Source organism: Aquimarina sp. EL_43, from assembly GCF_943422735.1.
Lineage (GTDB): Bacteria > Bacteroidota > Bacteroidia > Flavobacteriales > Flavobacteriaceae > Aquimarina > Aquimarina megaterium.
The window spans coordinates 3,711,679-3,737,535 of sequence record NZ_CALSBR010000001.1 but is presented as its reverse complement, the minus strand read 5'-3'; the positions used below and the strand labels follow the sequence as shown (position 1 = coordinate 3,737,535).

General features: G+C 33.3%; 21 protein-coding genes. 14 read left to right on the top strand and 7 right to left on the bottom strand.

The features are described from left to right. Positions 1–4 precede the first annotated feature (4 nt). The gene (locus NNL09_RS16050) at positions 5–241 is read right to left on the bottom strand and encodes a hypothetical protein (protein ID WP_025664746.1); all 237 of its coding nucleotides are present in this window, start codon (positions 239–241) and stop codon (positions 5–7) included. Between the two features lie 115 nt (positions 242–356). Between NNL09_RS16050 and NNL09_RS16045 the strand changes: the two genes are divergently transcribed. Genes NNL09_RS16045 through NNL09_RS16035 form a run of 3 tightly spaced genes read left to right on the top strand, consistent with a single transcriptional unit; the run spans position 357 to position 6,335 of the window. Beyond that, positions 357–1,130, top strand: a complete 774-nt coding sequence (locus NNL09_RS16045) for an MBL fold metallo-hydrolase (RefSeq protein ID WP_196909853.1) — start codon at positions 357–359, stop codon at positions 1,128–1,130. A 19-nt stretch (positions 1,131–1,149) separates the two neighbouring features. Further along, positions 1,150–4,371, top strand: a complete 3,222-nt coding sequence (locus NNL09_RS16040) for a hypothetical protein (RefSeq protein ID WP_196909852.1) — start codon at positions 1,150–1,152, stop codon at positions 4,369–4,371. Positions 4,372–4,385: 14 nt separating this feature from the next. Then, positions 4,386–6,335 (top strand): S9 family peptidase, encoded by a 1,950-nt coding sequence (locus NNL09_RS16035; protein WP_196909851.1) that lies wholly within the window; start codon positions 4,386–4,388, stop codon positions 6,333–6,335. 98 nt (positions 6,336–6,433) lie between these two features. Here the strand turns inward: NNL09_RS16035 and NNL09_RS16030 are convergent, their stop codons facing one another. From NNL09_RS16030 to NNL09_RS16015, 4 genes are all read right to left on the bottom strand, one after another. Then, positions 6,434–7,348, bottom strand: a complete 915-nt coding sequence (locus NNL09_RS16030) for a M48 family metallopeptidase (RefSeq protein WP_196909850.1) — start codon at positions 7,346–7,348, stop codon at positions 6,434–6,436. A 283-nt stretch (positions 7,349–7,631) separates the two neighbouring features. After that, positions 7,632–9,728, bottom strand: a complete 2,097-nt coding sequence (locus tag NNL09_RS16025) for a M12 family metallo-peptidase (protein ID WP_196909849.1) — start codon at positions 9,726–9,728, stop codon at positions 7,632–7,634. A gap of 206 nt (positions 9,729–9,934) precedes the next feature. Continuing rightward, positions 9,935–10,771 carry a DUF5694 domain-containing protein gene (locus tag NNL09_RS16020; RefSeq protein WP_196909848.1) on the bottom strand — a complete coding sequence of 279 codons (837 nt, stop codon included), beginning with the start codon at positions 10,769–10,771 and terminating at the stop codon, positions 9,935–9,937. Positions 10,772–10,980: 209 nt separating this feature from the next. Beyond that, entirely contained in the window at positions 10,981–12,282 is a 1,302-nt protein-coding gene (locus NNL09_RS16015) for a hypothetical protein (RefSeq protein ID WP_196909847.1), read from the bottom strand. A 202-nt stretch (positions 12,283–12,484) separates the two neighbouring features. On the opposite strand from NNL09_RS16015, the gene NNL09_RS16010 reads away from it, so the two are divergent. The 6 genes from NNL09_RS16010 to NNL09_RS15985 all read left to right on the top strand — a co-directional run bounded on the left by NNL09_RS16010 (position 12,485) and on the right by NNL09_RS15985 (position 18,121). Then, complete coding sequence (locus NNL09_RS16010) at positions 12,485–13,528, top strand: sensor histidine kinase (RefSeq protein WP_196909846.1); 1,044 nt, start codon at positions 12,485–12,487, stop codon at positions 13,526–13,528. Further along, a complete protein-coding gene (locus tag NNL09_RS16005; protein ID WP_196909845.1) occupies positions 13,525–14,235 on the top strand; it encodes a LytTR family DNA-binding domain-containing protein in 711 nt (236 codons plus the stop codon). The genes NNL09_RS16010 and NNL09_RS16005 overlap by 4 nt, the downstream gene beginning before the upstream one ends. Before the next feature lie 404 nt (positions 14,236–14,639). Beyond that, positions 14,640–15,329, top strand: a complete 690-nt coding sequence (locus NNL09_RS16000; protein WP_025664736.1) for a DUF2490 domain-containing protein — start codon at positions 14,640–14,642, stop codon at positions 15,327–15,329. Beyond that, on the top strand, positions 15,329–15,901 hold the full coding sequence (locus NNL09_RS15995; protein WP_196909844.1) for a cysteine hydrolase family protein: 573 nt from the start codon (positions 15,329–15,331) through the stop codon (positions 15,899–15,901). Before NNL09_RS16000 ends, NNL09_RS15995 begins: the two co-directional genes overlap by 1 nt. A gap of 16 nt (positions 15,902–15,917) precedes the next feature. Then, on the top strand, positions 15,918–16,619 hold the full coding sequence (locus NNL09_RS15990) for a hypothetical protein (protein ID WP_196909843.1): 702 nt from the start codon (positions 15,918–15,920) through the stop codon (positions 16,617–16,619). Positions 16,620–16,987: 368 nt separating this feature from the next. Then, positions 16,988–18,121 carry a DUF4238 domain-containing protein gene (locus NNL09_RS15985; RefSeq protein WP_196909842.1) on the top strand — a complete coding sequence of 378 codons (1,134 nt, stop codon included), beginning with the start codon at positions 16,988–16,990 and terminating at the stop codon, positions 18,119–18,121. Positions 18,122–18,401: 280 nt separating this feature from the next. Here the strand turns inward: NNL09_RS15985 and NNL09_RS15980 are convergent, their stop codons facing one another. After that, the gene (locus tag NNL09_RS15980) at positions 18,402–19,250 is read right to left on the bottom strand and encodes a hypothetical protein (RefSeq protein WP_196909841.1); all 849 of its coding nucleotides are present in this window, start codon (positions 19,248–19,250) and stop codon (positions 18,402–18,404) included. Further along, on the bottom strand, positions 19,250–20,098 hold the full coding sequence (locus tag NNL09_RS15975; protein WP_196909840.1) for a HipA family kinase: 849 nt from the start codon (positions 20,096–20,098) through the stop codon (positions 19,250–19,252). The genes NNL09_RS15980 and NNL09_RS15975 overlap by 1 nt, the downstream gene beginning before the upstream one ends. A 252-nt stretch (positions 20,099–20,350) precedes the next feature. Here NNL09_RS15975 and NNL09_RS15970 point away from each other — a divergent pair, with 252 nt between their 5' ends. The 5 genes from NNL09_RS15970 to NNL09_RS15950 all read left to right on the top strand — a co-directional run bounded on the left by NNL09_RS15970 (position 20,351) and on the right by NNL09_RS15950 (position 25,654). Further along, on the top strand, positions 20,351–21,211 hold the full coding sequence (locus NNL09_RS15970) for a HEPN domain-containing protein (RefSeq protein WP_196909839.1): 861 nt from the start codon (positions 20,351–20,353) through the stop codon (positions 21,209–21,211). Positions 21,212–21,578: 367 nt separating this feature from the next. Beyond that, positions 21,579–22,526, top strand: a complete 948-nt coding sequence (locus tag NNL09_RS15965; RefSeq protein ID WP_196909838.1) for a GTP-binding protein — start codon at positions 21,579–21,581, stop codon at positions 22,524–22,526. 27 nt (positions 22,527–22,553) lie between these two features. Continuing rightward, on the top strand, positions 22,554–23,141 hold the full coding sequence (mog, locus tag NNL09_RS15960; RefSeq protein WP_231389079.1) for a molybdopterin adenylyltransferase: 588 nt from the start codon (positions 22,554–22,556) through the stop codon (positions 23,139–23,141). 78 nt (positions 23,142–23,219) lie between these two features. After that, on the top strand, positions 23,220–23,873 hold the full coding sequence (locus NNL09_RS15955) for an NAD(P)-dependent oxidoreductase (protein ID WP_196909836.1): 654 nt from the start codon (positions 23,220–23,222) through the stop codon (positions 23,871–23,873). Between the two features lie 296 nt (positions 23,874–24,169). Beyond that, positions 24,170–25,654: a serine hydrolase gene (locus tag NNL09_RS15950; RefSeq protein WP_196909835.1), complete on the top strand. Its 1,485-nt coding sequence runs from the start codon at positions 24,170–24,172 to the stop codon at positions 25,652–25,654. Positions 25,655–25,857: the final 203 nt, after the last annotated feature.

Sequence of the window (25,857 nt, the reverse complement as noted above, 5' to 3'; positions counted from 1 at the left end):
TCATTTATGATACAAGCATCTTTTTTATAGTTTCATAATCCTCCATATATTCCCAGTATATAACTCTATCATATGCATATTTTATTAAAATATACTTTTCGCTGATCGATAAAATTCTCTTAACCGCTACTATTTTTTTTGAAGCCTCTTCTACTTCTACTTCTTCTGTAACCTCTCGATTTCGAGCATCAAAGCCATGAAGGATTGTATGATTCTTGAGTGTGAGTTCTATAAATTTCATTACTAATACGATTTTTAATCTTTCAAATTTACCTCATTTTACCTTAACACGGCTTTAAGACTTTAGCGTATTCATTTTATTTACTTTAGGCTTTTCAAAATCAATCCATTAGAACGTGTTAAAAATATTCTTCTTTCTCTCTGGTCTTCTTTATAGTATTTCTGGCATTTCACAAGAAAATATAGCACTTACCTATACAGGTAATATGGGTGTTTTAATATCTGATCATCAATCTTCTGTACTAATTGATGGTCTGCACACAAAATATGGAGATGATTATCTATTTCCTTCTAAAGAAGTAGTGCATAAAATCAATACCAGATTTAAACCTAATGCTATTTTATTCACACACTATCATGGGGATCATTTTAGCGCCTCGTTATCTCGGGAATATTTAGTCCTAAACAAAAATGCTGTCCTTTTTGGAGCAAATCAAATCACTAAGAATTTCTCTGATTTTAAAGGTAGAGTATTTACAATCACTACAAAAGACTATACCAAACAAACTATAGATATTGGTAAAGTAAAGGTTACTGGGCTTAAAATAAATCATGCCGGCAAAAGACATGTTGCTGTACAAAATGTAGGATACATTATTAAAATAAACAATAAGAAATTTCTGCATGTAGGAGATACCAACTGGCTCGAAGAAATTGAATTATTTAGTAAGCTACAATTGCATGATGCTGGTATCGACGTTGCTATTCTACCGTATTGGATGCTTTTACAAGATGATGCATCAATATTGATCAAAAAATATATCAATCCGAAAAAGGTAATCGCTACCCATATTTCGCCCCAAATAAAGAAGAAAGAACTTTTAGATTTAAAAAACAGATATCCCGATATATCATTTCTCACAACATTAGAACAACAAATACAACTATAATTAATTCACAACCAAAAAAATGAAAAAACGAATATTTTTACTGTTACTACTAGGTGTGATTTCTACATTATCTGCTCAGAAATTCACCATGGACCTTATTAAAGATAATACTCCACGTAATATAGGTCCTGGGGGAATGAGTGGTCGTGTCACTGCTATAGATGTGGTAACTACCAATCCTGATATTATATATGCAGGAACCGCTTCTGGTGGACTCTGGAAATCTACTTCTGGAGGAATCAAATGGGCTCCAATTTTTAATAATGAAGCTACTGCTTCTATAGGAGCCGTGGCTATTCAACAATCAAATCCATCAGTAATCTGGGTAGGTACCGGAGAAGGAAATCCTAGAAATAGTCTTAACGGTGGATATGGTATCTATAGATCTCTGGATGGTGGTAAAAATTGGAAACTTATGGGGTTAGAGAAAACCCGTCATATACATAAAGTAATCATTGATCCTACTAATCCTGATATCGTTTATGTTGCAGCAATTGGATCTCCCTGGGGAGAACATCCAGAAAGAGGAGTTTTTAAAACTACCGATGGCGGTGCTACCTGGACCAAAATTCTATTCAATAATAATAAAACCGGAGCTGCAGACCTTGTCATGGATCCTACAAATCCTAACAAGTTAATAGTTGCCATGTGGGAACATAAGCGTGATCCCTGGTTTTTTAATTCGGGAGGAGAGGGTTCTGGTCTCTACATCACTCATGATGGAGGAAAGAATTGGGAAGAACGTACCGATAAAGATGGGCTTCCAAAAGGTAATTTAGGTAGAATAGGATTAGCAATAGCAGCTAATAAGCCTAATATTGTTTATGCATTGGTCGAGGCCAAAAAGAATGCACTATACAAATCAACAGACGGAGGGTTTAAGTGGAAAAAAATTAATGATAAAAAAGATATCGGTAATCGTCCTTTTTATTACTCTGATATATTTGTAGATCCACAAAATGAGAATCGAGTATATTCTGTATTTACCTATGTAAATGTTTCTGAAGATGGTGGTAAAAACTTTACACAGTTAATGCCTGCATATGGTGTTGATAATGGAGTACACCCCGATCATCATGCATGGTGGATTCATCCTAATGATGGGAGTTATATGATCGATGGTAATGATGGGGGATTAAACATCACAAGAGATGGAGGTAAATCCTGGCGTTTTATAGGAAATCTTCCTGTCGCACAATTTTATCATATTAATGTAGATAATGAATTTCCTTATAATGTATACGGAGGTATGCAGGATAATGGCAGCTGGAGAGGCCCAGCTTATGTATGGAAAGCACAAGGAATCAGAAACTCATACTGGCAAGAAATATCCTTTGGTGATGGGTTTGATGTTGTACCCGATAAAGATGACTCTAGATATGGATGGACGATGAGCCAGCAAGGATATGTAAGCCGCTATGATTGGATGACGGGTAACAATTATACTGTGCGCCCTACTCACCCCGATCCTAAAGTAAAATTGCGTTTTAACTGGAATGCAGCGATCAATATTGATCCATTCGATAATAATACAATCTATTTCGGAAGTCAGTTTGTACACAAGAGCACAGATAAGGGACTTACCTGGAAAATAATATCACCAGATCTTTCGACAAACGATCCCGAAAAGCTAAAACAAGCAGAAAGTGGTGGATTAACTATGGATGCTACAGGTGCAGAAAATCACTGTACTGTTTTGGTTGTTGAGCCTTCGCCGCTAGAGGAAAATATGCTTTGGGCAGCTACAGATGACGGGCAAGTACATATTACTCAAAACGGAGGAGCAAATTGGACCGATGTATCTAGTAACATAAAAGAATTGCCAAAAGGAAGTTGGATTGTGCAAATCAAAGCTTCAAACAAAAAGAAAGGAGAAGCTCTTTTGGTCGCTAATGATTACAGAAGATTTAACTATACACCATATGCATTTAGAACTACTGATTATGGTAAGACCTGGAAACGTATTGTTGACCAAAATGATGTAAAAAGCTATACGCTTAGTATTGTTGAAGATCCTATAGAAAAAAATCTATTATTCCTGGGTACAGATGATGGATTATACATTTCTCTTAATGCAGGAAACAGTTGGACAAAATGGACCAAAGGTTTTCCTACCGTATCGGTAAAAGATTTGGTAATACAACCCAGAGAACATGATTTGGTTATTGGTACTTTTGGTAGAGCCGCATGGGTATTAGATGATATACGACCACTAAGAGCATTGGCAAAAAACAGTACTATTTTAAGTCAGAAATTACATCTTTTTGAGCCTCCAATCGCATATCAGGCCGCTTATCAACAACCTACAGGTAGTCGTTTTGGAGGAGACGCCTTATATAATGGTGAAAATCGTGACTATGGAGCTCTTATTTCATATTACATAAAAGTAGAAGAAAAGAAAAAAGAAGAACCTAGCAAAGAAGAGAATAAAAAGGAAAGCGATGAAGATGAGTCTGATAGTGAGAAAGAAGAAGCCAAGGTAAAATGGGATTCTATTCATCTTAAAATCTATGATGGTGATCGTTTGATTAGAACTTTAAAAGAAAAGACCCCGGATTCTACAGGATTTCATAAAACAAAATGGTTTATGAATGAAAAAGGTGTTGATCGACCTTCGCGAAAAATCCAAAAACAAGATAGAGAACCTGGTGGTACTGATGTAAAACCTGGTAAATATAAACTGGTATTAGAATATGGGGATCAAAAATCTGAAACCATGATCGAGGTTAAATCTGATCCTAGATTACAAATATCCCAGAAGAATATCAACGAAATTTATGCTGCTTCAAAAAACATGGAAAAAATGAGGCAGTCTGCAGCAGATGCTGTAAAACAATTGGTAGAGAGTAAGGATATAGCCTCAAAATACCAGAAAGAGCTTAAAAAATTAGATAAAAAGAAATATAAAGATCAGATTAAATTATCTAAAGATATTTCTAAAAAAATCGATAGTGTAATTGCTATCTATCTTGGTAAGGAAGATAAGCGTCAAGGAATCACTCGTAATCCAGAAGTAACGGTGATGCAACGTATGGGTACAGCAGGATGGTATGTGGGTAGTCGTCAAAACGGACTAACTTCTACAGAGAACACCTTGATAAAACAAGCTAAAGATGCATTACAAGATGCGCTGGTAAAGACCAACGAATTTTTTATAAACCATTGGAAACCTTATCGTGAAGCTATTGAGAAGTTAGATGCTTCTCCTTTTAAAGAAATTAAGAATTTTACTTTAGAATAAATAAATAAACACTCATGAAAAAACTACTCACATTTAGTATGGGTCTGCTCCTCTTCTATTCTTGTAAGCAAGAAAAAAAAGAAGAAATCGCTCAGTCTATCAAGATCGACCAGTATTCGATAGAACAATTTATGGATAACGAAAATGCATTTTCGAATGGATTTTCTGCAGATAAATCCAAGGTACTTATGACCAGTAACCGTTCTGGGATTTATAATATGTATACAGTTGCTACCAATGGTGGCGAACTTATGCCTGTAACCAAATCTGATAGTGCATCGGTTTTTGGGATATCGTATTTCCCCGAGGATGATAGAATCTTATTCAGAATGGATGGTAATGGTGATGAAATTTATAAAATCTTTGTTAAAGACAGCTCTGGTATCAAACGTCTAACTCCAGAAAAGAATGTAAGAGCTTTATTTAGAGGATGGGCAAAAGATGGCAAGAGTTTCTTTTATGGTAGTAACGAAAGAGATCCTAAATATATGGATCACTATGAGATGGATATTGCTGATTTTACCTCCAAATTAATTTATCAGAATACTGATGGGATGGATTTTGGCGGAATGTCTGAAGATAGAAAGTATATAGCACTTTCTAAGTCTATCAATACTAATGATAATGATCTTTACCTATTGAATACCGAAACCAAAGAAAAAGTTAAGATTAATGATAACTTAAGTGGAAACTCACCAGAGGATTTTTCTCCAGATGGTAAATCATTCTATTATACTACCGATGATAATGCAGAATTTAGTTATCTAATGAAGTATAATCTTGAAGATGGCAGTAAAGAAAAGGTTCTAGAAAAAAACTGGGATATTTCTGGTTTTTATTTTACCCGAAACGGAAAATACCAGGTAATGTTTACCAATGAAGATGCTAAGACGGTTATGGAGGTAAAAGAAGTAGCCACAGGTACTATTGTTGATTTCCCTTCTATAGAAAATCAACAAATTAATAGGGCACGTTTTTCGAGAGATGAATCTATGGCTTTACTTAGCGTTGGAGGGTCAAATACGCCTACCAATTCATACTCTTATGATCTTGCAACCAAAAAATACCATAAGCTAACAGATGTTTTAAATAAAGATATCAATCCAGATCATTTGGTTACTTCAGAAGTAGTTCGTTTTAAATCTTTTGATGGATTAGATATTCCTGCTATATATTATAAGCCTAAACAAGCAACTGTTGATCATAAAGTTCCTGCATTAGTTTGGGTTCATGGTGGCCCCGGAGGACAATCCAGACAAGGGTTTAGTTCTATAATTCAGTATTTGGTAAATCATGGATATGCTGTACTGGCTGTGAACAACAGAGGTAGTAGTGGTTATGGTAAGACTTTTTTCAAAATGGATGACCGAAATCACGGGGATAAGGATTTAAAAGATTGTGTTGCAGGAAAAGACTGGCTGGCAAAACAAGATATCGTAGACGCCGATAAAATAGGAATCATTGGTGGTTCTTATGGAGGGTATATGACTATGGCAGCCCTTACTTATACTCCAGAAGAGTTTAAGGTTGGTGTAAATATTTTTGGAGTTACAAATTGGTTAAGAACGCTAAAAAGTATTCCGCCATGGTGGGAATCTTTTAAAGAAGCGTTGTACACAGAAATGGGAGATCCAAATACCGCTGATTCTGTTCGTTTACGACAAATTTCTCCACTTTTTCACACTGAAAAAGTTACAAAACCATTGATTGTTCTTCAAGGAGCCAAAGATCCCAGAGTTTTAAAAGTAGAATCTGATGAAATTGTAGAAGGAGTTAAGAAAAGTGGTGTTCCTGTAGAATATGTATTATTTGAAGACGAGGGACATGGATTTGTAAAAAAAGAAAATCAAATCGAAGCTTATGGTAGAATTTTGAAATTCTTAGATAAATATCTAAAAAGTGCAGGTACCGAAATGATTAATGACGGTAAAACCGAATCTACTAAGATTGATTCGGAGTCTTAAAAAAAGAGTTTAAAATTTTATATCATAAAGAGGCTGAATCCTAAGTTAAAAACAAAGAATTCAGCCTCTTTTATTATTCATGATAGTCATCAATAACGTTACAAACTATCTTTTACCTTTTGTAACTCTGGATGATTTTGATCGATATTTGCTCCTTTTAAATAAAACTTTTCTGCATTTTCTCTATCACCGTTATCTAAGCAATAACGGCTCAAAATAGCAAAGTTTACTGCTGATTCTTCTATTTGAATACAATCCTTCATAATTTCTATTGCTTTTTCCAGGTTCCCTCTACTAGCAAGTATACCACTATATCCTCGCATTCCGTTAGTATATTCTGGATCTACTAGATAAGATAATTGAAAAAAAGCTTCACCCCTATCTAAATAGTCATTGGTTGCCTGCGAAATCATTCCTATGTTATTATACGGATTAGGGTTTGTATAATCTGCTTGTATTGCCTTACAAAAATTTTGGACAGCTGCATCAAAGTTACCTTCGCCAAAAAAACTGTTTCCTTCTTGTTTTAATTGTTCTGAAATTTGACGGTTAGTTTCACTTTTGATAATCTTTAAAGTTTCAAAATTATTGGCAATTGTGGTAAGTTTAACATTATCTTTTTCTACATTGAGTACTACAATCGACATCTGATCAAATTCTTTGGTATTCGTTGTATTCAAAAACAAAACACCTTCGTGTTCGCTAAAAGGGCCTTTTTCTGCTCCTTTTCCGATATACGCAAACGGAATTAGTCCATTATCATCCCAAAACCAAAATGAAGATACATCTTCTTTAAGAAGTTCATCTTGCCCATCTACCCAGATAATATCTAATGAACCTGGATTATATCCACAAAGTTCACAGGTGTGAGTAGATAGCTGATACCTCAGCGTTTTACTCATAGACAGATAATCAAAAACAAAAATTGGAATCTCTCCCTCTAATTTTGAAGAAACATTGCAACCCGAAAGGTTAATCTGATGTGCCCCAATATGCTCACGTATCGTTTTCATTTTATATTTTATTTTAAGGTTAAATGATATCTCTTTATATAATTGTATTGCAAATTATTTTTTACCAATTTGGAGTTCCTGTTAATCCTTCAACTTTTACTTTTACAATTGAATAGTCATCAACAAACCTATCGGTTTTTTATATTTATCACTACCCGTTTTTCAGGGGTATTTTATAATTATTCTTATTATCATATTATTTCTCGGTAAATAGATCACAAAAAAAAGGCTGCCCATATGAGCAGCCTTTAATTAGGGCCAATTTTTATTGGTATTTAAAAAATTATTTCACAAAAATCTTTTGAGTAAGTGTTTTACTATCGGTAGTAATTTGTACAAAATAGATACCGGTAGATAACTTACTAATATCTACAGTCTTTCTTACTACATTTCCTTCTGGAGGCATTTTAAAATCTATGATCTCTAATGTTCTTCCGTTTATATCTTTGATATTGATCTGAGAAGAAGATTTTGCATTACTAATTTCAAGATTTAAAAGATTTTTTGCTGGATTAGGGAATGCTTTCAATTGCAATCCTCCTGCTGGTCCATCTCCTTTGAAAGCACTACTAAATGATCCTCCACAAGCACCTAAGTTCGTCCATCCTGTAGCGGTTCTTTCGTACAGATATCCATTATACGTTACACGGTCACCCACATTATATACAGTACCCGAAGAATATGGTGCTACTCCTGCACAAGGATCGGTTGTTGTAGTACATGGTCCTAAATTAGTCCATCCTGTAGCAGTTCTTTCATACAGAGATCCGTTATAGGTTACTCGATCACCAACACTGTAGTTAACATTTGGAGACCAAGGCGCTACACCATCACAATTACCGCCACCACTACTACAATTTCCTGTAGAATTATAGGTTGCTTGACCACAAGCAATAGTAAAATTATCTACGGTATCTCCTCCCGAAGCTTTTTTGGCTTGCCATGCAGTTCCTACTGTAGTATTTGCATTATACGAGCCTCCGGCATTAGCAGATCCCTGTAAAGAATTATTCTGGTAATACTCTAAGGTACAGTCTGTATTATTGGTAAATGTTACCGATACAGCATCTCCCGTATTACATCCACCACCATCACAAGTTTGTAAACAACTTGATCCTGCGATATAATTACGGATCACATTAGCAGGTTGTGAACCAAATCCTTTGTTGAAATTTACTCCAACACTAGTATTAGGACAATAGCTCATAATGGTTCCTCCTCCAGCAGGGTTTCCTGGTATCGAACAGCTTCCTTCTGTAAAACCGGCACAACCATCTATAGCAGTATTATTACCATTCCATACACATGCATGTGTATGTCGTGATCCTACATTATGTCCTACCTCATGAGATATTAAGAATACATCAAAAGAATAGGTAGGTATATTTTGATAACTACCTCTGATACCAGAAACTGCAGCTTTTCTAGATGAGTTACACAGGGTTCCGATTCCTCCTGCTAGTCCTCCTCCAAAACTATAATTTACCATATGCGCTAAATCTCCATTAAGGCCGTTTTGGTTTTTATAGCTGATATAGCTATCAAGACTATTATTGCTAAAAGGCTGATTAGAGGTCCAGGCTTTGGTACCCGATAATTTAAGAGATATCTGATCATTGGCATATAACGCAGCTACTTGATTAAATACAGCTTCGATATAATTAGAAGCCGCCTGAGCTCCTCCTTTATCACTTACAACATCTGTACATATGTCGAAGAATATTTTTACACACTTTGCAGCTGCTTTGCTTTGTGGGTTATCTGCCAATTCTTCAATAGTGTATCCTCCTTTTTCGATATCCTCTTCTACCTGGCACGAAATATCATATAAATAACTAACTTCCTTATCCTTATAAAGAATATGGCTCTTACTGTTATCTACAGGTCCTACTACCATATTACCATCCTGGCCATCGATACTAATAAAACCAGATACCTTATCTTCATAAAAACTTAGAGCGACCAGAGAGTTAGACTGGCCTTTTACTACACCTCGATAGTGCGCTACGTTATCACGAGAAAGCACCTTGCCCGAAGGCATATCTATAGCCGAAAAATCGTCTGTTCTAATGCTTACTTTAACAAGGTCTAGTGACATTGCTGATTTCTTCCCCGGAATACTTAAGTTCATCGTATTCGGGAAATTACCTTGTAAAGATTTCATTTTACTTTGATCTAAAGAAAGCAACACATAATCCTTAAGTTGTTTCGGAATTTGTACATTACTTTTTTTAGTAATTGCAGTAAAAATCTGAGTAGTTTCAAAATTTGAGCCCGATGATTTTTGCTGGGCTACTAGTTCACTGGGTTTTTGTGGTTGAGTTTGTGCAAAGCTCATTACCGTAAAAAAGGCAATGGCGATTGTTAATATACGTTTCATTTTTTTGGTTTTAAGTTTTGAACCTTTACGTAGTTATGATTCTGGCCCCATAAACCATCCTCAGCAAAAATTCAAAATAGTTTGTGTGTCACTAAGTTACAAACTTAAAACCATCCCAAAAAGGTTACGATGTATTATTTACCAATTGCGTTAACATATTATATTTTATACCTTCTTTGCTTATGGTAAACCCTTTGCGTAGTATATTATTTTTTAAAATGTAGTAATGTATTGATATCATAATACTCCCAATCTGCTCTATCTTTAATAAGGTCAACCAAGATATCTTTATGACCTGCACCATAAATTACTAAAACTCTATCATTAGGAGTAACAATTCTAGTAAGGTTAGTAAAAATCTTTAAATTTCTAAAATACCATTTCGCAACCACATCGGCACCAATATAGTTATCTCCTTTACCAAAAGAAACCAGGTGTTTCAGGTAAAACTTTTGATTGTAATTTTTATCAAAATTTTCAGAATTAGCAAACTTTACAATGTCTAAAACAGAGCCTTTGGATATAGATTCTACATCCTTTTGCATACTATTAATCAGCGCATTAAACTCGGCTAATTGTACATGTTGATTATTTTGTTCGGCATAGGCAATAACAGGAGCCGTATCAAATTCTGTATGGGTATCTATAGGATACAATTTATCATGTCCCATCTGTTTTGCCAAAGGGTAAGATATCTGGACAGTTTCGCTAGATAACCTCCACTTATCTTCTTTACTTATTTCTTTTTCTAATACTCCATTTAGATACTTGGTATAATAGGTCTGACTCCATAAGGTATCTCCTAACGACGATTCTATAGCAATCTTGGTGGGTTTAAACTTAGCGATCAAATCAATAAGTTCTTTTAATTCTGCCTGTCTTTTATCAGAATGAATATTACCCATATCCATATTTACTTCATCGGCTCCCGGGTTATGCAAATGCATCATACCCAAAATACTAATAACAGGTTTTTGATCCTGAGCGTTACAGGATAAACATAGAGTGAATACAGTAATAAAGATTAAAATGAGGTTACGCATAATAGTATTATTTTTAAATTATTGAATTAAGTGTATTGTAACCAGGGTTCAACATAAGAAAATCACTATTCTCGATAGTCCTGCTGAGCCCTTCGATAAACTCAGGACAAGCCTTGCCGAAGTACAATCTTCCAGCCTGTACTGAGCTATGTCGAAGTATCAGATCACTCGAATTGACATCATTTTCTTACCTCGACCCCTGGTTTGTACTAGTTTTTGTTTGGGGTTACTCTTTTGTCGATAGGCAGAATGAGTTGATAATCATAGCCATCAATTAAACTCTTAATCTTGTGGTAATCGCCATTTATTGGTAGCGCTATTCGTCCTTCTTGGATGTCACTACGTATAGCTTCTAAATCAATGATGGTCCATTGATCCCGTTTTGCCAGGCTCATAAAATCTCGTAGACGTTTATAGTAAGAAGCGTATTTTTCTAAGTAATCAATTTCTTCTCCTTTTTCATTAATATAAAAACGGTGCCATGTATTTATGATAGTGGCTTTGCTCCCTTGCTCTTTGGCAAGTTGAGTAACGAGGTCTCCCAGGTCATAACAACCATTGGTTAAAATTTTTGAAGCATGCAGATTTCCGAATTTCAGGAATACTTTAGGATTTGACTCTGTTTGTAATGCCTTATTATAATGTGTTAAGAAGTTATTACGCATATAGCTTATTCGATCTGCATGTGAATCTTCTCGCCAACGGGTATAAATATCCCAACTAATTTCTAAGTCTTTAATTATCTTTTGGGTATTCTCATTTCCGCGAAAGCGATTTAAATATTGTTGCACAGCAGGTTCTTTTTGAATTTCCTCAAAAAGCTTAATTTCTGCATCTGGTACATTATCTTTTGCATACCAGGAGGCAATGATTTTAGAAGCTTGTTCTTTTTCTGATTTGATGATGGCATAGTCTGGAGTATCGGCAACAAAAGTGAGTAGCTCATCCATAAAATATAATGTAGATGAAAAGTACTCCTGATCAAGCCCCCAGATGTTCATATTACGCTCGCGAATTGCCTGAAGAAAATAAGCATCTTCGAGACCATCAAAGAAAGGGATCGGGATCTCATGATCTTCTTCTAGGGCATATTGCGTGGTAAACTGCTTAAGATGCTCTACTGTAGCCGATGGCGGTGTAGAAAGGTCCACCAATTTTTTTGCCGAGTATGGACCTACTTCAAAAACGGTGTTATTAAATCCGGCCTTGTGTAACATGGGGATAAGTCTTGTAATCAATTGCGAAGTCGCTTTTGATCCGTGGCGTTCTCCAAACATCACAAACTGTGATTGAGAAATAATACGATCTAGCATTGCACGACCTTCTCCTACAATAGCGGTATCTGTAACTGTAAAATACGCTGTCTTTGTAGCGATATACGACGCATCTATAACAGCTGCCGGACTTGTTTTCTCTTCTTTGATCGCAACAGCATCTACATCTACTGGTTGTTCTTTACAAGAGAAGCATAGTAATAAGACTATAATACTAAGGGTGATAAGTGATTTCATTGTTCTTCGATTTTAAAGCAAAAAAAGACCATACTGGCATAACAGATCACAGGTTTACACTTCTACAGAGATTTACAGGACAAAAGAGGGATAACAGCACTATTTGATATTTGGTTGTATGGTTTACCGGTTTGGTATAAAAAAAAAGGGCATTGTAACCAGAAACGTATAGATTACCTATTCAAAATATTATTTTTGAACCATGATCGTATTTAAATCCCGTTGGAGATATCACCTACTGCTTGGCATCCTTATTATTATTATGGATCTCTATGGAGACTATATCTACAAGCAGAAAACAAGTTGGACAGACTATTTAGAATACCCCATATTCTTGTTAGGAATCAGTAATTACCTTACCTTTTTCAGTATTTATGTGATAAATTATAAAATATTATGCCCGCTTATGCTTTCGCGAAAACGTATTATGCAATACTGCTTTGGCATAATTGTATTAGTGTTTTTATATGCAGGTATTCGCTATTTGTTAGAGGAAGTGATACTCTACTCTATTACCGGGTTGCATAATTACGGAGACAATTTCCGCCACTTTGGGTACTATGTATTCGACAACTCCTACTATGCTTCAAAAAGTTTGCTGTTTAGTACGGCCATATACCTTTTCTTTCGATTTGTAGATCATAAAGAAGCAATCCATCAATTAAAAATCGAAAATAAAAAGGCCGAGTTAAGGTTGCTTAAATCGCAACTGGGGCCACATTTTCTTTTTAATACGCTTAACAGTTTTTACTCTGAACTACTTATAGAAAGTCAGCCCAAAATTGCAGCAGATATCCACAGGCTGTCAGATTTATTGCGATTTGTGACTTATGAAACTCAGCAGGATACAATACTCTTAAAAAAGGATCTTAAGTTTATTGCAGACTATATTTACTTTTTTCAAAAACGTTATGAAGATAATCTGGCAGTAGATTACCAGGTAAGTGGTACTATAACAGATCAAGAAATACCTGCCATGTTATTGATTCATTTTATAGAGAATGTTTTTAAACACGGGATTGTTAATGATACCTCTGCCAGGGCAAATATTACCATTACCATTCATCCAAATGCTATTGAAATCAGCACTAAAAATAAAATTGCTACTTCAGAAAAATATGTGGAGCAAGGAATAGGATATGCAAGTATTCATAAGAGGTTAACTGCTCTTTTCAAAAATGATTTCATAGTATACCGTAAAGAAGAAAAGCCTTATTTTGAGGCCTATTTAAAAATACCATTATGAATACATCATTACGTTGTCTTATTGTAGATGATGAACCGCCTGCGATACGTTTGTTAGAAAATTATGTAGAAAAAGTATCTTTTTTGGAGTGTATTGCTAGTACCACAAAGGCTCTGGAAGCTTTAAAACATATCGAAAGTGATGCTATTGATTTAGTATTTCTGGATATTCAGATGCCAGATTTATCTGGTATTCAATTATCAAAAATCATCAAAGATAAAGTACAGATTATTTTTACTACAGCCTATCCGCAATTTGCTATAGAAGGATATGACCTAAATGCTGTGGACTATTTATTAAAACCTTTCGAATTTGATCGTTTTTACCAGGCTGTTCTCAAGGTGAAACAAAAAGAAGAGTTATCTCATACTACTACAACTACAAAAGAATACGTATTTATCAAGACAGATGGTAAAAACAATTATGAAAAAGTGTATCTAGACGATATCCTGTATATAGAAGGATTAAAAAACTATGTCGCGATTCATTTATTAAACAAACAGATTATTACCTATAGTACTTTAAAACATATAGAAAGTACTCTCCCTTCTACTACCTTTATTAAGGTTCATAAATCATACATCGTTTCGATTAATCACATTATCAAGACAGATTCTCTTCATGTTTATATTTATGATAAGACACTGCCTATAAGCGATACCTATCGCAAAGCCTTTTTTGAAATGATTAGCAAAAGAAAGTTGTAAGATATATTAGTTTAACGTGAATTCGATGTAAGGATTTAGTTTTTAAAAGCCGTCAAATTAAGTGCTTCGACCATAGGAAGAAGTGTATCGAGCCCTTTGATACACTCAGGATGACAAGGATTTGGGATAAAAAAAGCTATTCTCGATAGTCCTGCTGAGCCCTTCGATAAACTCAGGACAAGCCTTGCCGAAGTACAATTTTTCTTCGTGTCATCTCGAGCGTAGTCGAGAGGTCACTATGAAAAACCACTCGAATTGACGCTTTTTATAGTATTAGTTTTAAAATACACAACAGGTAAAGGATATTTGTTTATTTTAAATTTGTGCTAGTTTTCACATTAAATTAGATTTTCAACAGAATTACTTTATTAATTTTGGAAAAAACTCAAAACGTATTCTACATTATGAACACAAAGATCTTATTTCTCTTTCTATTACTATTTGCAACATTTAATTTTTCTAATGCCCAGGACAACGGTGAAAATGAGTTGGGGGCCTGGTACATGTATTTTGGGACAAATCGTGTAAGTGATAAACTTAGTATTCATTCTGAAGCGCAGTTTCGGTTTTATGAAGTTGCTTCAAGTTTTAATCAATTACTATTAAGAACAGGGTTAAATTATCATATTAGCGATAAAGCAATAGCTACCTTGGGATATGGTTTTATTAGCACCGATGGTACATTTGAAGATACTCCTGGTGAAGAAAACACAAATGAACATCGAATCTTCGAGCAGTTTATTTTGAAGAATACTGTAGGAAAATTTAAATTCGAACATCGATACCGCCTAGAGCAACGATTTATAAGCACACAGAATGATGATTTTACCGAACATAGAGCACGATATCGTTTACAACTCACCTATCCTATTAATCAAAAATGGTTTCTAAATGTTTATGACGAAGTATTTATTAATCTACAAGAACCAATTTTTGGTCAAAACAGATTATACGGCGCTGTAGGGTATAATGTAAAATCAAATTTTAGTATACAACTGGGATATCTCAAAAATCATTTTACCGGTGTTAATTATGATCGATTACAGTTAGGCGTGATTTATAATACTGACTTTAGAAAAAAAGAAAAAAACTAATGCGTATTTCAAAAGATAATACTCCGGCATTATTATTAATAGATATTCAGAAAGGGTTTGAAGATATTGCTTATTGGGGTGGAGAGCGTAACAATCTTGATGCCGAAACCAATATGCAAAAGCTCCTGGTATTTTGGAGAACGCATAATCTTCCGGTATTTCATATCAAGCACTGCTCTACTACTCCTGCTTCTCCCCTGGCCAAAGGTAATGTAGGTAATGAATTTATGGATTTTAATACTCCGCTAACCCATGAACCTATTATCGAAAAGGATGTGAATAGTGCTTTTATAGGAACCGATCTTAAAGAGCAATTAGAGCGCAAGAATATAGATACTCTGGTTATTATAGGGTTAACTACAGATCATTGTGTATCTACCACAACCAGAATGGCAGGTAATTTTGGATTTAACACCTATTTGATAGAAGATGCTGTTGCCACTTTTAATAAGATAGGCGCTAACGGGCAAGAGTATAGTGCACAATTAATACATGATACAGCCATAGCAAGTCTAAAAGATGAATTTGCTACAATTGTATCTACAGAAACACTTCTTAATACTCTAAGTTAAGCCAAAAACCTGGGTGATGTCTAAACACAATTATGAAAATAAGCTTGCAGTATTACAAGCGATCCCGCATGCTAATATTAAGATTGCTAATATTCCCATAGACGTATACCTTCAGGAAGCTGAAGATCTATATCTATGGGTACAGGAGGATAAAGAGGATTTTCTTAACATCAACTTTGATTGGCAACATTATGTAGATGATCTCACAAAACGTACAGGGGCGTTACGATATGCACAATCCTTATGGATAAGAAGAAAAAACGGCCAGGAAGAATCCCAAAAAGAATGGAAACAAAAGCTCCCTATAGCTTATGAATTGCGCAAAGAGCTATTAGCCGGTTTTAGGTATACATTTCGTAATCATAAAGAACTTATAAGTGCTATTAGAGATATTGCTAAAGGAAAAAGCTATGCAGATTTGATACAGGATCTTAGTAATCTTAGTGTTTTGGGGAAAGCTAATGTCGCTAAGCTAAAAAGCATAAATTTTGATATACAGAAATTAGATCATGCCGAACAGCTTTCTAAAGAGATGGCACAACTACTCGCCCAGGTAAATAGTGCCATAAAACAGAGTGGTGAGGTTGTAAAAACAAGGAACCAGTCGTATACGCATTTAAAAGAAGCTGTAGACGAAATACGTAATGCCGGCAAGTATATTTTTAAAAGCAATCCAGATCGATTTAAAGGGTACATTAGCACATACAGAAAATCCTAACATACTATTATTATTGGTCCCCGCGCTTGATATAATAATCCCCATAATACATTTTGGAATCACCGTATAAAAATAAATGACCACCATACAAGATACAAAAACCAACATTATGGTGATTACAAAATATTATATGATTTTCATTAAATATATGTTGGTGGTTATAAAATGATCTATGGTGAATTCAAAATATATTAAGTGTAATATAAATTTTTGATTAAAGCAAAATGATTGGTGTATGGTTATATATACTATTTTTATTTTTGAAATTTGGTGATATCTTTATTGTACGATACATACAAATATTTGCAAACGGGTATATGTGTACTATTGCATGTATAAGGTTGTCGTGTGTAATTTAAACTAACCTTTTGAAAACCAATACAGAAAAAGCTAACCAACACTACGTGCCTAAATTCTATTTAAGGCATTTTTCATATTTGAATAACTTGAATCAAATAGGTGTTTTTAATACTAAAAGTGAATTTTTTATAAAAGATGGAAAATTAAAAAAACAGGCTTCTAAAAAATACTTTTATGGTAAAGATGGTGTCCTCGAAGATTTTTACCAAAATCTTGAAAATGTATTATCTCCTTTGATGTTAAAATATATTCAAAATGAAAGTATCCCAAAAAAATTTTCATCGGAACAATCAGATATGTTACACTTGATTTTCACAATGGAATCTAGAAATCCAATGCGTATAAATCTTATGAGACAAGCTCTACTCAACCAAAAAGATAGAATTGACAAAATAGATCCAACCTTCTATAACAAGCAAAAACAAGATGTATTAAATCAGTTTGTAAAAAACGGAAATCTTCATAAAATAATGCTTGAAAATTTAAAGGGTAGAGTAATGTTAGCTATGGATTTAAATTTCAAATTACTAAAAAACACCACTAACAATCCTTTTATCACATCAGACTTTCCAGTAGTGGAATACAATCAATTTATGGAATCTCAAAACTGGTTTGACGGAATAAACTATAACGGTAGTGGTTGGATTGGACAACAAATCTTTTTTCCTTTAAATGAACAATATCTCTTGATAATATTTGATTCCGACATTTATAAAGTTGGAAATAAAAAGGAATCCGTTGTTGAATTATCAGATACAAATTCTATAGATTCTTTGAATATCTTACAGTTTTTAAACTGTACAAATAACATATTTTTTAATCATTCTGCATCTGAGCATTACATAAGAACTCTTTTTGATAAGTCTAAACAGTACAAAAAGGGAAATCAACTAGTTAATTATGACTTGAAAACGATGTCTGAGGATGGAATTAAAGATGATAATAGTATTATTTTAGCTACTACAACTTCCAACATTGAGACTAAATTGAAACTGGAAAAAATAAAAGTCCACTCTAAAGGAAAATTTACCAAACTTAATGATATGGCTATTCAATGGAGGCCGAAAGCGAAACAAGTTTACGAATATATGGAACAAGAAAAAACTAAGCAAAACAATGATAATCGCTACACAAGGCAATAATTTTTTAAAAAGTTATTCCATTAGCCTTTTTTAAGGATGTTGTTCATTTTAGTTATGTTGGTAAACTTAAAAATTTGAGCAGACTAAATCAATCCAATAGTGCGGATTTTTCTCTTAGTAAAAGGTCTGTATTTATTTGCAAAGTTGACAAATATAAAATTTGGCGTTTAAAAAAATAATAAGATCTAAGCAAATTAATCTTCGAGAACTCATTTCAGTTAAAGACTTACTTAACTCCAGAGGATTCAAAATAAAAAACGAAGGTCTAAATAACAATTTACTACTTCTCAAAATAAGGTTGAACATCTTTAGAATCAATATAATCTTTTATTTTGTCAGTCTCATTTAAAGGAACATAGTCTACAATATTGCTTTCATAAATATGTTTCCAAATAGAATGATTTTTTTGACCCATCTTCTTTTTTGGTTCTTTTCCAACTAAGAAATAATGTCCACTTCCTTTCTCATAATCAACAGCTTTGGTAAAAGAAATATACTTAGTCAAATCTCTTTCTAAATCAACATATCTCTTTGAGAAATCTATTGTCTGACCTGAGACAATCTGACCATTTTTACCAATAAAATTTACATTCACTGATGAAATCAACTCTTTAAAATCATTTGGACTAACGTCTACATCCAAATCAACCTTTGTTTTGATTTTTGAATATAGCCTAGTTTTGACAATTTTAACAATATCTTGCTTAACCTTATTAGGTACAAATTCTGCATCATTATTAAAAATATAGTTTTCATATAAACTCTGAAAAGTTACTTCATCGAAAGCTATATCTATCTCTTTCGGTTCTGAAAATTTCACAATATTATTTGAATATCTATGTAGGTAACTAAAATATTTTTCATTAACCCAACTATGAGCGTTCTCTTTTTTAAATTCAATCAAATTATTTTGAACAACTTCATCATTCAAATCATTATTTAGGTTCTTAAAATATGACTTTAAAAAACTATAGTTTTGAGATGGAATTAATTGTTTAATTATACCTAGTTTAGTATCTGAGAATTTAAATTTTATATCCTTTCCATTAGACATAATCATTCCAATACCAATCTTTTCTTTAAGACTAGGATTAATGGTTAAATATACTATGCTAAAAAAAGTTCTCATTACTTTATATTTTCCTGAATCATTGTTCTAAAGTTATTCTCACAACTTTCAAGCCAATTTTCATTAAATAAATTATCCCTTAACTGAGCTATTAATGAAGCCTTATCAATATCCCATTCAGGTGGAATTAACGAGATAATATCTTTTAAATTGTCTTCACAAGATTCAGCACAAATGTAAAACTTCTTAACTAAGTTATCAACAACTTTAACAAGATTTCGGCCACTGCTGAATAAGATGTTCGCCAATTCAGTATCAATCAAGGATTCAAAATTATTAATCTGATATATTCCTCTGTTTAATGCATTTGAATTAAAAATAGCATCGTGATCAAAGACTGTAAAATAAATTTCATTTGGAATTGTAAAATCAATTAACAAATTACTATTATTATGATTTCTATCCTCATTTGAAAGCCAAATATCGAAAAAAGCTATCATTAAAAAGTCGTCTTTGTTTGCTAGTTTTCGTCTAAAACTTGCATCCTTGAAAGAAGCTAAAACACTATCATTTATCTCTTGACTTGATTGAATATACTTTGAACCAAAACAAGGTTTGTCAAAATTAATTCCTTGAACACCTGACGGAATATGCTCTTTTTTAACGTTAATCAAAGCTATCTCTGGTGTTTTTAATTCCCAAAAATAAGCGAACCTTGAACCTAGTAATTCATTTATTAATTTAGAAACTTCCCTACTATGCTTACAAACCCAAAATTGTAAATCATCGCAAGTAACCAACATTGGACTTCCAGCTGTTGGATAAATTTTATCTGGTTTGTGAATTGTATTAAGTGATTTAAGCATTGAAAATTCAAAAGAATCAATCAAATATATTACAATTAACATAAATTAAATCAAAAATCAAGATAAAGTACTAACTACAACATCGTATCCTACTATGTTAAGCATTTTCCTAAGTCTTAGGTTAATGCTTATTTTCTAATTAACTCATACTAATAATTCTATAATGTTATATTCATAACAACCTAATAGTAGATTCACACCATAAAAACACGCAACAAACCATACACAAACACGTTATAGACAATTATCGTATAACAATTCTTATCCAATTAAATAATTTCCTATCTTGCATTTATGGGGCAAATAACACATCTTTTACCTAAAGAAAAACAAGAAGAACTACAATTACTTGCCGAGCTTTTAAAAAATTGCAAAGGAGTAGAAATGATCATCTTATTTGGGAGTTATGCCAGAGGTGAGCAAGTAGAAGATATGTATATAGAAAAAGGAATTATCTATGAATACAAAAGTGATTTTGATATCCTTGTAGCTACCACACATGATGACTTAAAAAACAATCACAAAATAGAAGAAAAAGTAGACAAAGAACTTGCGGGTAAAGTGTTAACGACTATTAATATCATCTTTCATTCGGTTAAACAACTTAATCAAGCGCTTTCGATGGGGAATTATTTCTTTCAAGATATCAAAAAAGAAGGGATAATCTTATATGATAGTGGTAAGTTTAAACTGCAAAACCCTAAAAAACTAACACCAAAAGAAGCCAAACAAAAAGCACAAGAACATTTTGATCAATGGTTTACGAGCTCAGCTCGTTTTTTAGAGAACTTTCAATTCAACTTTGAAAAAAAGTACTGGAATGAAGCAGCTTTCCAGTTACATCAAACGACAGAAAGGCTTTACACTACCACTTTATTAGTTTTTACAGATTACAGGCCAAAAGAACATGATTTAAACAAGTTAGATATTAGAGTTAGAAACTGCGATGTTCGTTTTGATATTTTTCCTCGCCAAACAGATGAAGAAAAAGAACTATTTGAGCTTTTACGGCGAGCTTATATAGATGCCAGATACAAAATGGATGAGTTTCAGATTTCTAAGTATCACCTAGAATACTTGGCAGAAAAGGTTCAGGAATTAAAGAAATTGACAGCAGAAATTTGTTTAGCAAAGATTTTGGAAATAGGAAGATAAAAAACACTCTACAAATCTGCATTATCGGGATATGTATACTATTACATCTATAACGTTGTTCTCATCAATTAAAATAAATGAATACAAGGAAAAAACATATTGATTGGCTAAATCATGGTTTAGAATTCATAACTGTTTTTTGTTAAAATACATTTATAACAACCAGTTATAGATACGATTGTTTTAAATCCAGAGGATTATATTTTTAGTTCTGCTAGAAATTATTCAGATTTAGATCATGAATTAGAAATTGTTGTTTTAAATTTATTTTAAAGTTTTAATCGCATAGATTGCAAATCTGTGCTATCGGAATAGAAATAGTTGTATAGTGTACACAAAAAATAATAAAAACACGTACTGAAAAGACATGGAAGCTATTATTACAGTTGTTGGTTTTTTGGGAGCAGGAAAAACCACATTATTAAAACACTTGATGATCGGTTATATTGACAAAGGTTGGAAGCCTTTTATTATTCTTAATGATTATGAAAATGCAAACCTTGATGCCCAACAATTTATCGAGCAAATAGAGTCTAAACAAGTCAGAGCACTTAGTGGTAGTTGTATTTGTTGTAGTGGCATAAATGAACTTAGAGATTTTGTCAATAGAATTCCTAAGCGAACTAATGGAATTACGCTTATTGAAGCTAACGGTACTTCTGATGCCTGTTCACTCATGAGCTTTCTTGGAGTTGGTCTCAACGATCGGTTTCTACCACCTGTTCAAATATCGGTTGTTGATGTTAGAAATTGGCAAAAAAGAGGAGAACATAATGAACTTGAAGCAAATCAGATTCAGGTATCTTCTTTGATTGTATTAACGCATATTGAAAATATACCATTAGACAGGTTAACCTTTGTAGTTAAAGAACTACATAAACTCAACCCATTAGCAGAAATTATAAACATGGATAAGATTGATGTTTCACTTATTCCTAAACTCTCCCCATCTAAAAACAATGCTCAAAAGTTTGAACATCTTAAAACGCATTGGTCTTCCTGCTCTACTGATCTACCAAGTTTACCGAATTCAAATTGCATTTATGATATTTGTAATGCAATTCCAAAGAGTGTTTTACGTGTGAAAGGCTGTACTCAAATTGGAAATGAAGAAGAGTACACTTATTTTGAACGAACTCCAAATGGTGAAGTACATGTTAGACCGTTTAATGGGGTACCAATAACAGGATCAAAACTTCTAACTATAGGTCCTGGGAGTGAACCTAAACTACTTGAAAAAGCAATCAAAATGAGCCTATTACAACAGAATAAAAATGAATTTAAACACACTACAACAAAGTATAAACCCTATTAAAACAGGATTTATACAAGTTGTTAGCTTTTGCCAATAATTAAAAACAAAGAAGCTTATATTAAAGATATGTTGAAAACCAAAATAGGAATTATAACAGTTAGCGATAGAGCTAGCGCTGGGATTTATGAAGATGAGAGTGGAAAAGCAATTATAGATACTCTAAATGAATATTTGAATTCTGAATGGACAGATTTGCACGAAATTATTCCGGATGAACAAGACTTGATAGAAAAAACAATCATTAATATGGTTGATAATCAAAATTGCTGTTTAGTAATTACGACAGGAGGTACAGGTCCTTCTAAAAGAGATGTTACACCAGAAGCTACTGAAGCCGTATGTGATCGCATGATGCCTGGATTTGGAGAGCTTATGAGATCAGAATCATTAAAATATGTACCTACTGCTATCCTCTCAAGACAAACTGCCGGCCTAAGAAAATCAAGTTTAATAATTAATCTTCCTGGAAAACCAAAATCGATAAGAGAGTGTCTGAGTGCCGTTTTTCCTGCTATTCCATATTGTATAGATTTAATGGATGGACCATTTTTAGAATGTAATGAAGATGTTATAAAGCCATTTAGACCAAAGAATAAGATAAAAACCAACAGTTAACACTATAAATGTACCGATTTTTACTTGCCGTACGTTTCTTATACTCACCGTTGGCCAATATTAAACCTAAAGCTAAGAATGAAAATATTGATACTTGGAGCAACAGGAAGAACTGGGAAATTAATCCTTGAAGAATCTTTGAATCAAGGTTATAAAGTATGTTGTTTAGTTCGAGAACCTAAAAAAATTAAAGAAAATCACAACAACCTGAAAATCTTAAAAGGTTCGCCTGAACAAATTTCTGATTTAGAAAATGCAATAAAAGACTGTGATGCAATAATAAGCGCATTGAATATCTCTCGAAAATCTGATTTTCCTTGGTCTAAACTAAGAACACCGGCAACATTTCTTTCAGATGTTATTAAAAACATAATTTCACTAACTACAGAAGACGGACTTCAAAGAATCATAGTATGTTCTGCATGGGGAGTTGCCGAAACGGAAAAAGAAATCCCAAGTTGGTTTAGATGGTTTATCAAAAATAGTAATATAGGAATTGCATACAAAGACCACGAAAGACAAGAAAACGAATTAAAAAAATCGAAATTAAACTGGACTATTGTAAGACCTGTAGGGCTGACTAACTTTAAAAAAGAAAAAAAAGTAATAGAAAGTTATAATAACAAGCCAATACCAAAACCGACAATAAGCCGAAAAAACGTAGCTAAATTTATGGTCAACACTCTGAAAAGAGACGAACTAATCGGAAAAACACCTGTGATTTCTGAATAAAAAATATTATTACCAACAATGTACTACCGCGGTTACGATCCTAAGTGCCCTAGAACTAAATTCGAATCTGATAACGTGGATTTGTAATCCGAGAAACATCGCAAAATATCAAAACAGCCACTATAATTTGACTGTTTTTTGTTATAGTACATTATATTTGAACTACTTCTTATATAATCAAGCTCAATTCGTTTCTGTAGAATGTAGACAACATTACAGTTTTGTGAAAAATGACACTATTGGTGTAACAAAGACCTAAATCCTTTATCTATACATTAACCACTAACATAATCATTATGAAAAAGATAGTACTCGTTGGTATTTGTTTTACTACGATGTTCGGTTGTAAGGATAAACCTCAAAAAGCTTTATCACCAGAAGTATTAAAAATTGAAACTACGGTTCTTAAACAAAAAAAAGTATTCGATGTCCCCGGTATCGCCGTGGGAGTAATTAAAAATGGTAACATTATCTATGCCAATGCACATGGAGTTAAGGGATTAGACACAAGAGATTCCTTGACCACCAAATCATTATTTCACATGGCTTCTGTATCAAAACCTTTTGTGGCAACTGCTATTATTCAGCTCATGGAGAAAGGAAAAATTGATTTAGAAGAAAAACTAATACATTACCTGCCATATTTTGTCATGGCTGATGAACGCTACAAAGACATTACTATTAGGCACATGCTTAATCATACCTCTGGAATACCTAATGTTGATGATTATGAATGGGACAATCCGCAGTATGATGACAGAGCTGCCGAACGGTATTCCAGAAGTCAGCAATCCATCAAACTCGACTTTGCTCCTGGCGATCAATACAGTTACAGCAATGCTGCTTTTGATATTTTATGCGATGTCATTTCAAAAGTCTCCGGAATGACCTTCGAAAATTATATGAAAGGAAATATTTTTGAGCCTGTGGGAATGAAAAACAGTACTTTTTTTAAACCTGATGTGCCAAAAAATTTGGCTACAAAACCCCACGTTATTGGTGACAGCCTAAACATAGTCGTAAGTAAGATCTACCCTTATAACAGGAAACATGCCGGAAGTTCTACACTACATTCTAATATCGAAGATATGTTGTTATGGGCAGAAGTCAATATGAATAAAGGAATCATCAATAAAAAAAGAATTTATAAAGAAAGTTCCTATGAGTTGCTCACAACCTCCCAAACTAAAGTTAATAAAACTAAAAGTGTAGGCTTAAGTTGGTTTTTAAATAATATAAACGATTATAAAATAGTATTTCACCAGGGAGGAGATACGGGATACAGTACCTTTTTTGCATTTATTCCAGCTAAAAAATCTGCTATTGCTATGATGGTCAACGCCGATTATTTCTGGTCAAATTATGCTTCAGGAACTATACTAAAAAACTTAATTTTTAACGATTCCATAATACCAAAAGCGCCCATCCACTTAAAACTCAAAGATCATATTCTTAAAGATGGGATTGCCAAAACCAAAGCGGTTTATCTTCGGGAGCAGCAAAAGCCTAATCAAAACTATGTATTCGGAGGTGGCTATATAGACGAGTTAGGCTATTGGTTAATAGATCGAAATTATCCCGAAAAAGCATTAGACCTATTTAAATTTAATGTCGAACTCGAGCCAGAAGATTCTGGTTGGTTCGATAGTGTTGCTGATGCATACAGAGAAATGGACAGTATTGACCTGGCCATTCAATGGTACAAAAAAGCGCTGGAAATGAACCCTGATCAGGATTTTTCTCAGAAAAAGCTCAATGAATTACTTAATGATACCGAGTAGTCTTATAATGCGGATTTATAATCCGTGAAACATATCAAAATATCAAAACAGTCACTTATTATGTGATTGTTTTTTTGTTAAAATACATTTATAATAATCCAATTATAGGTACGATTGTTTTAAATCCAGAAGGAATATTTTTTTAATTCTACTAGAAATTATGCAGATTTAGATCATGAATTAGAAATTGTTGTTTTAAATTT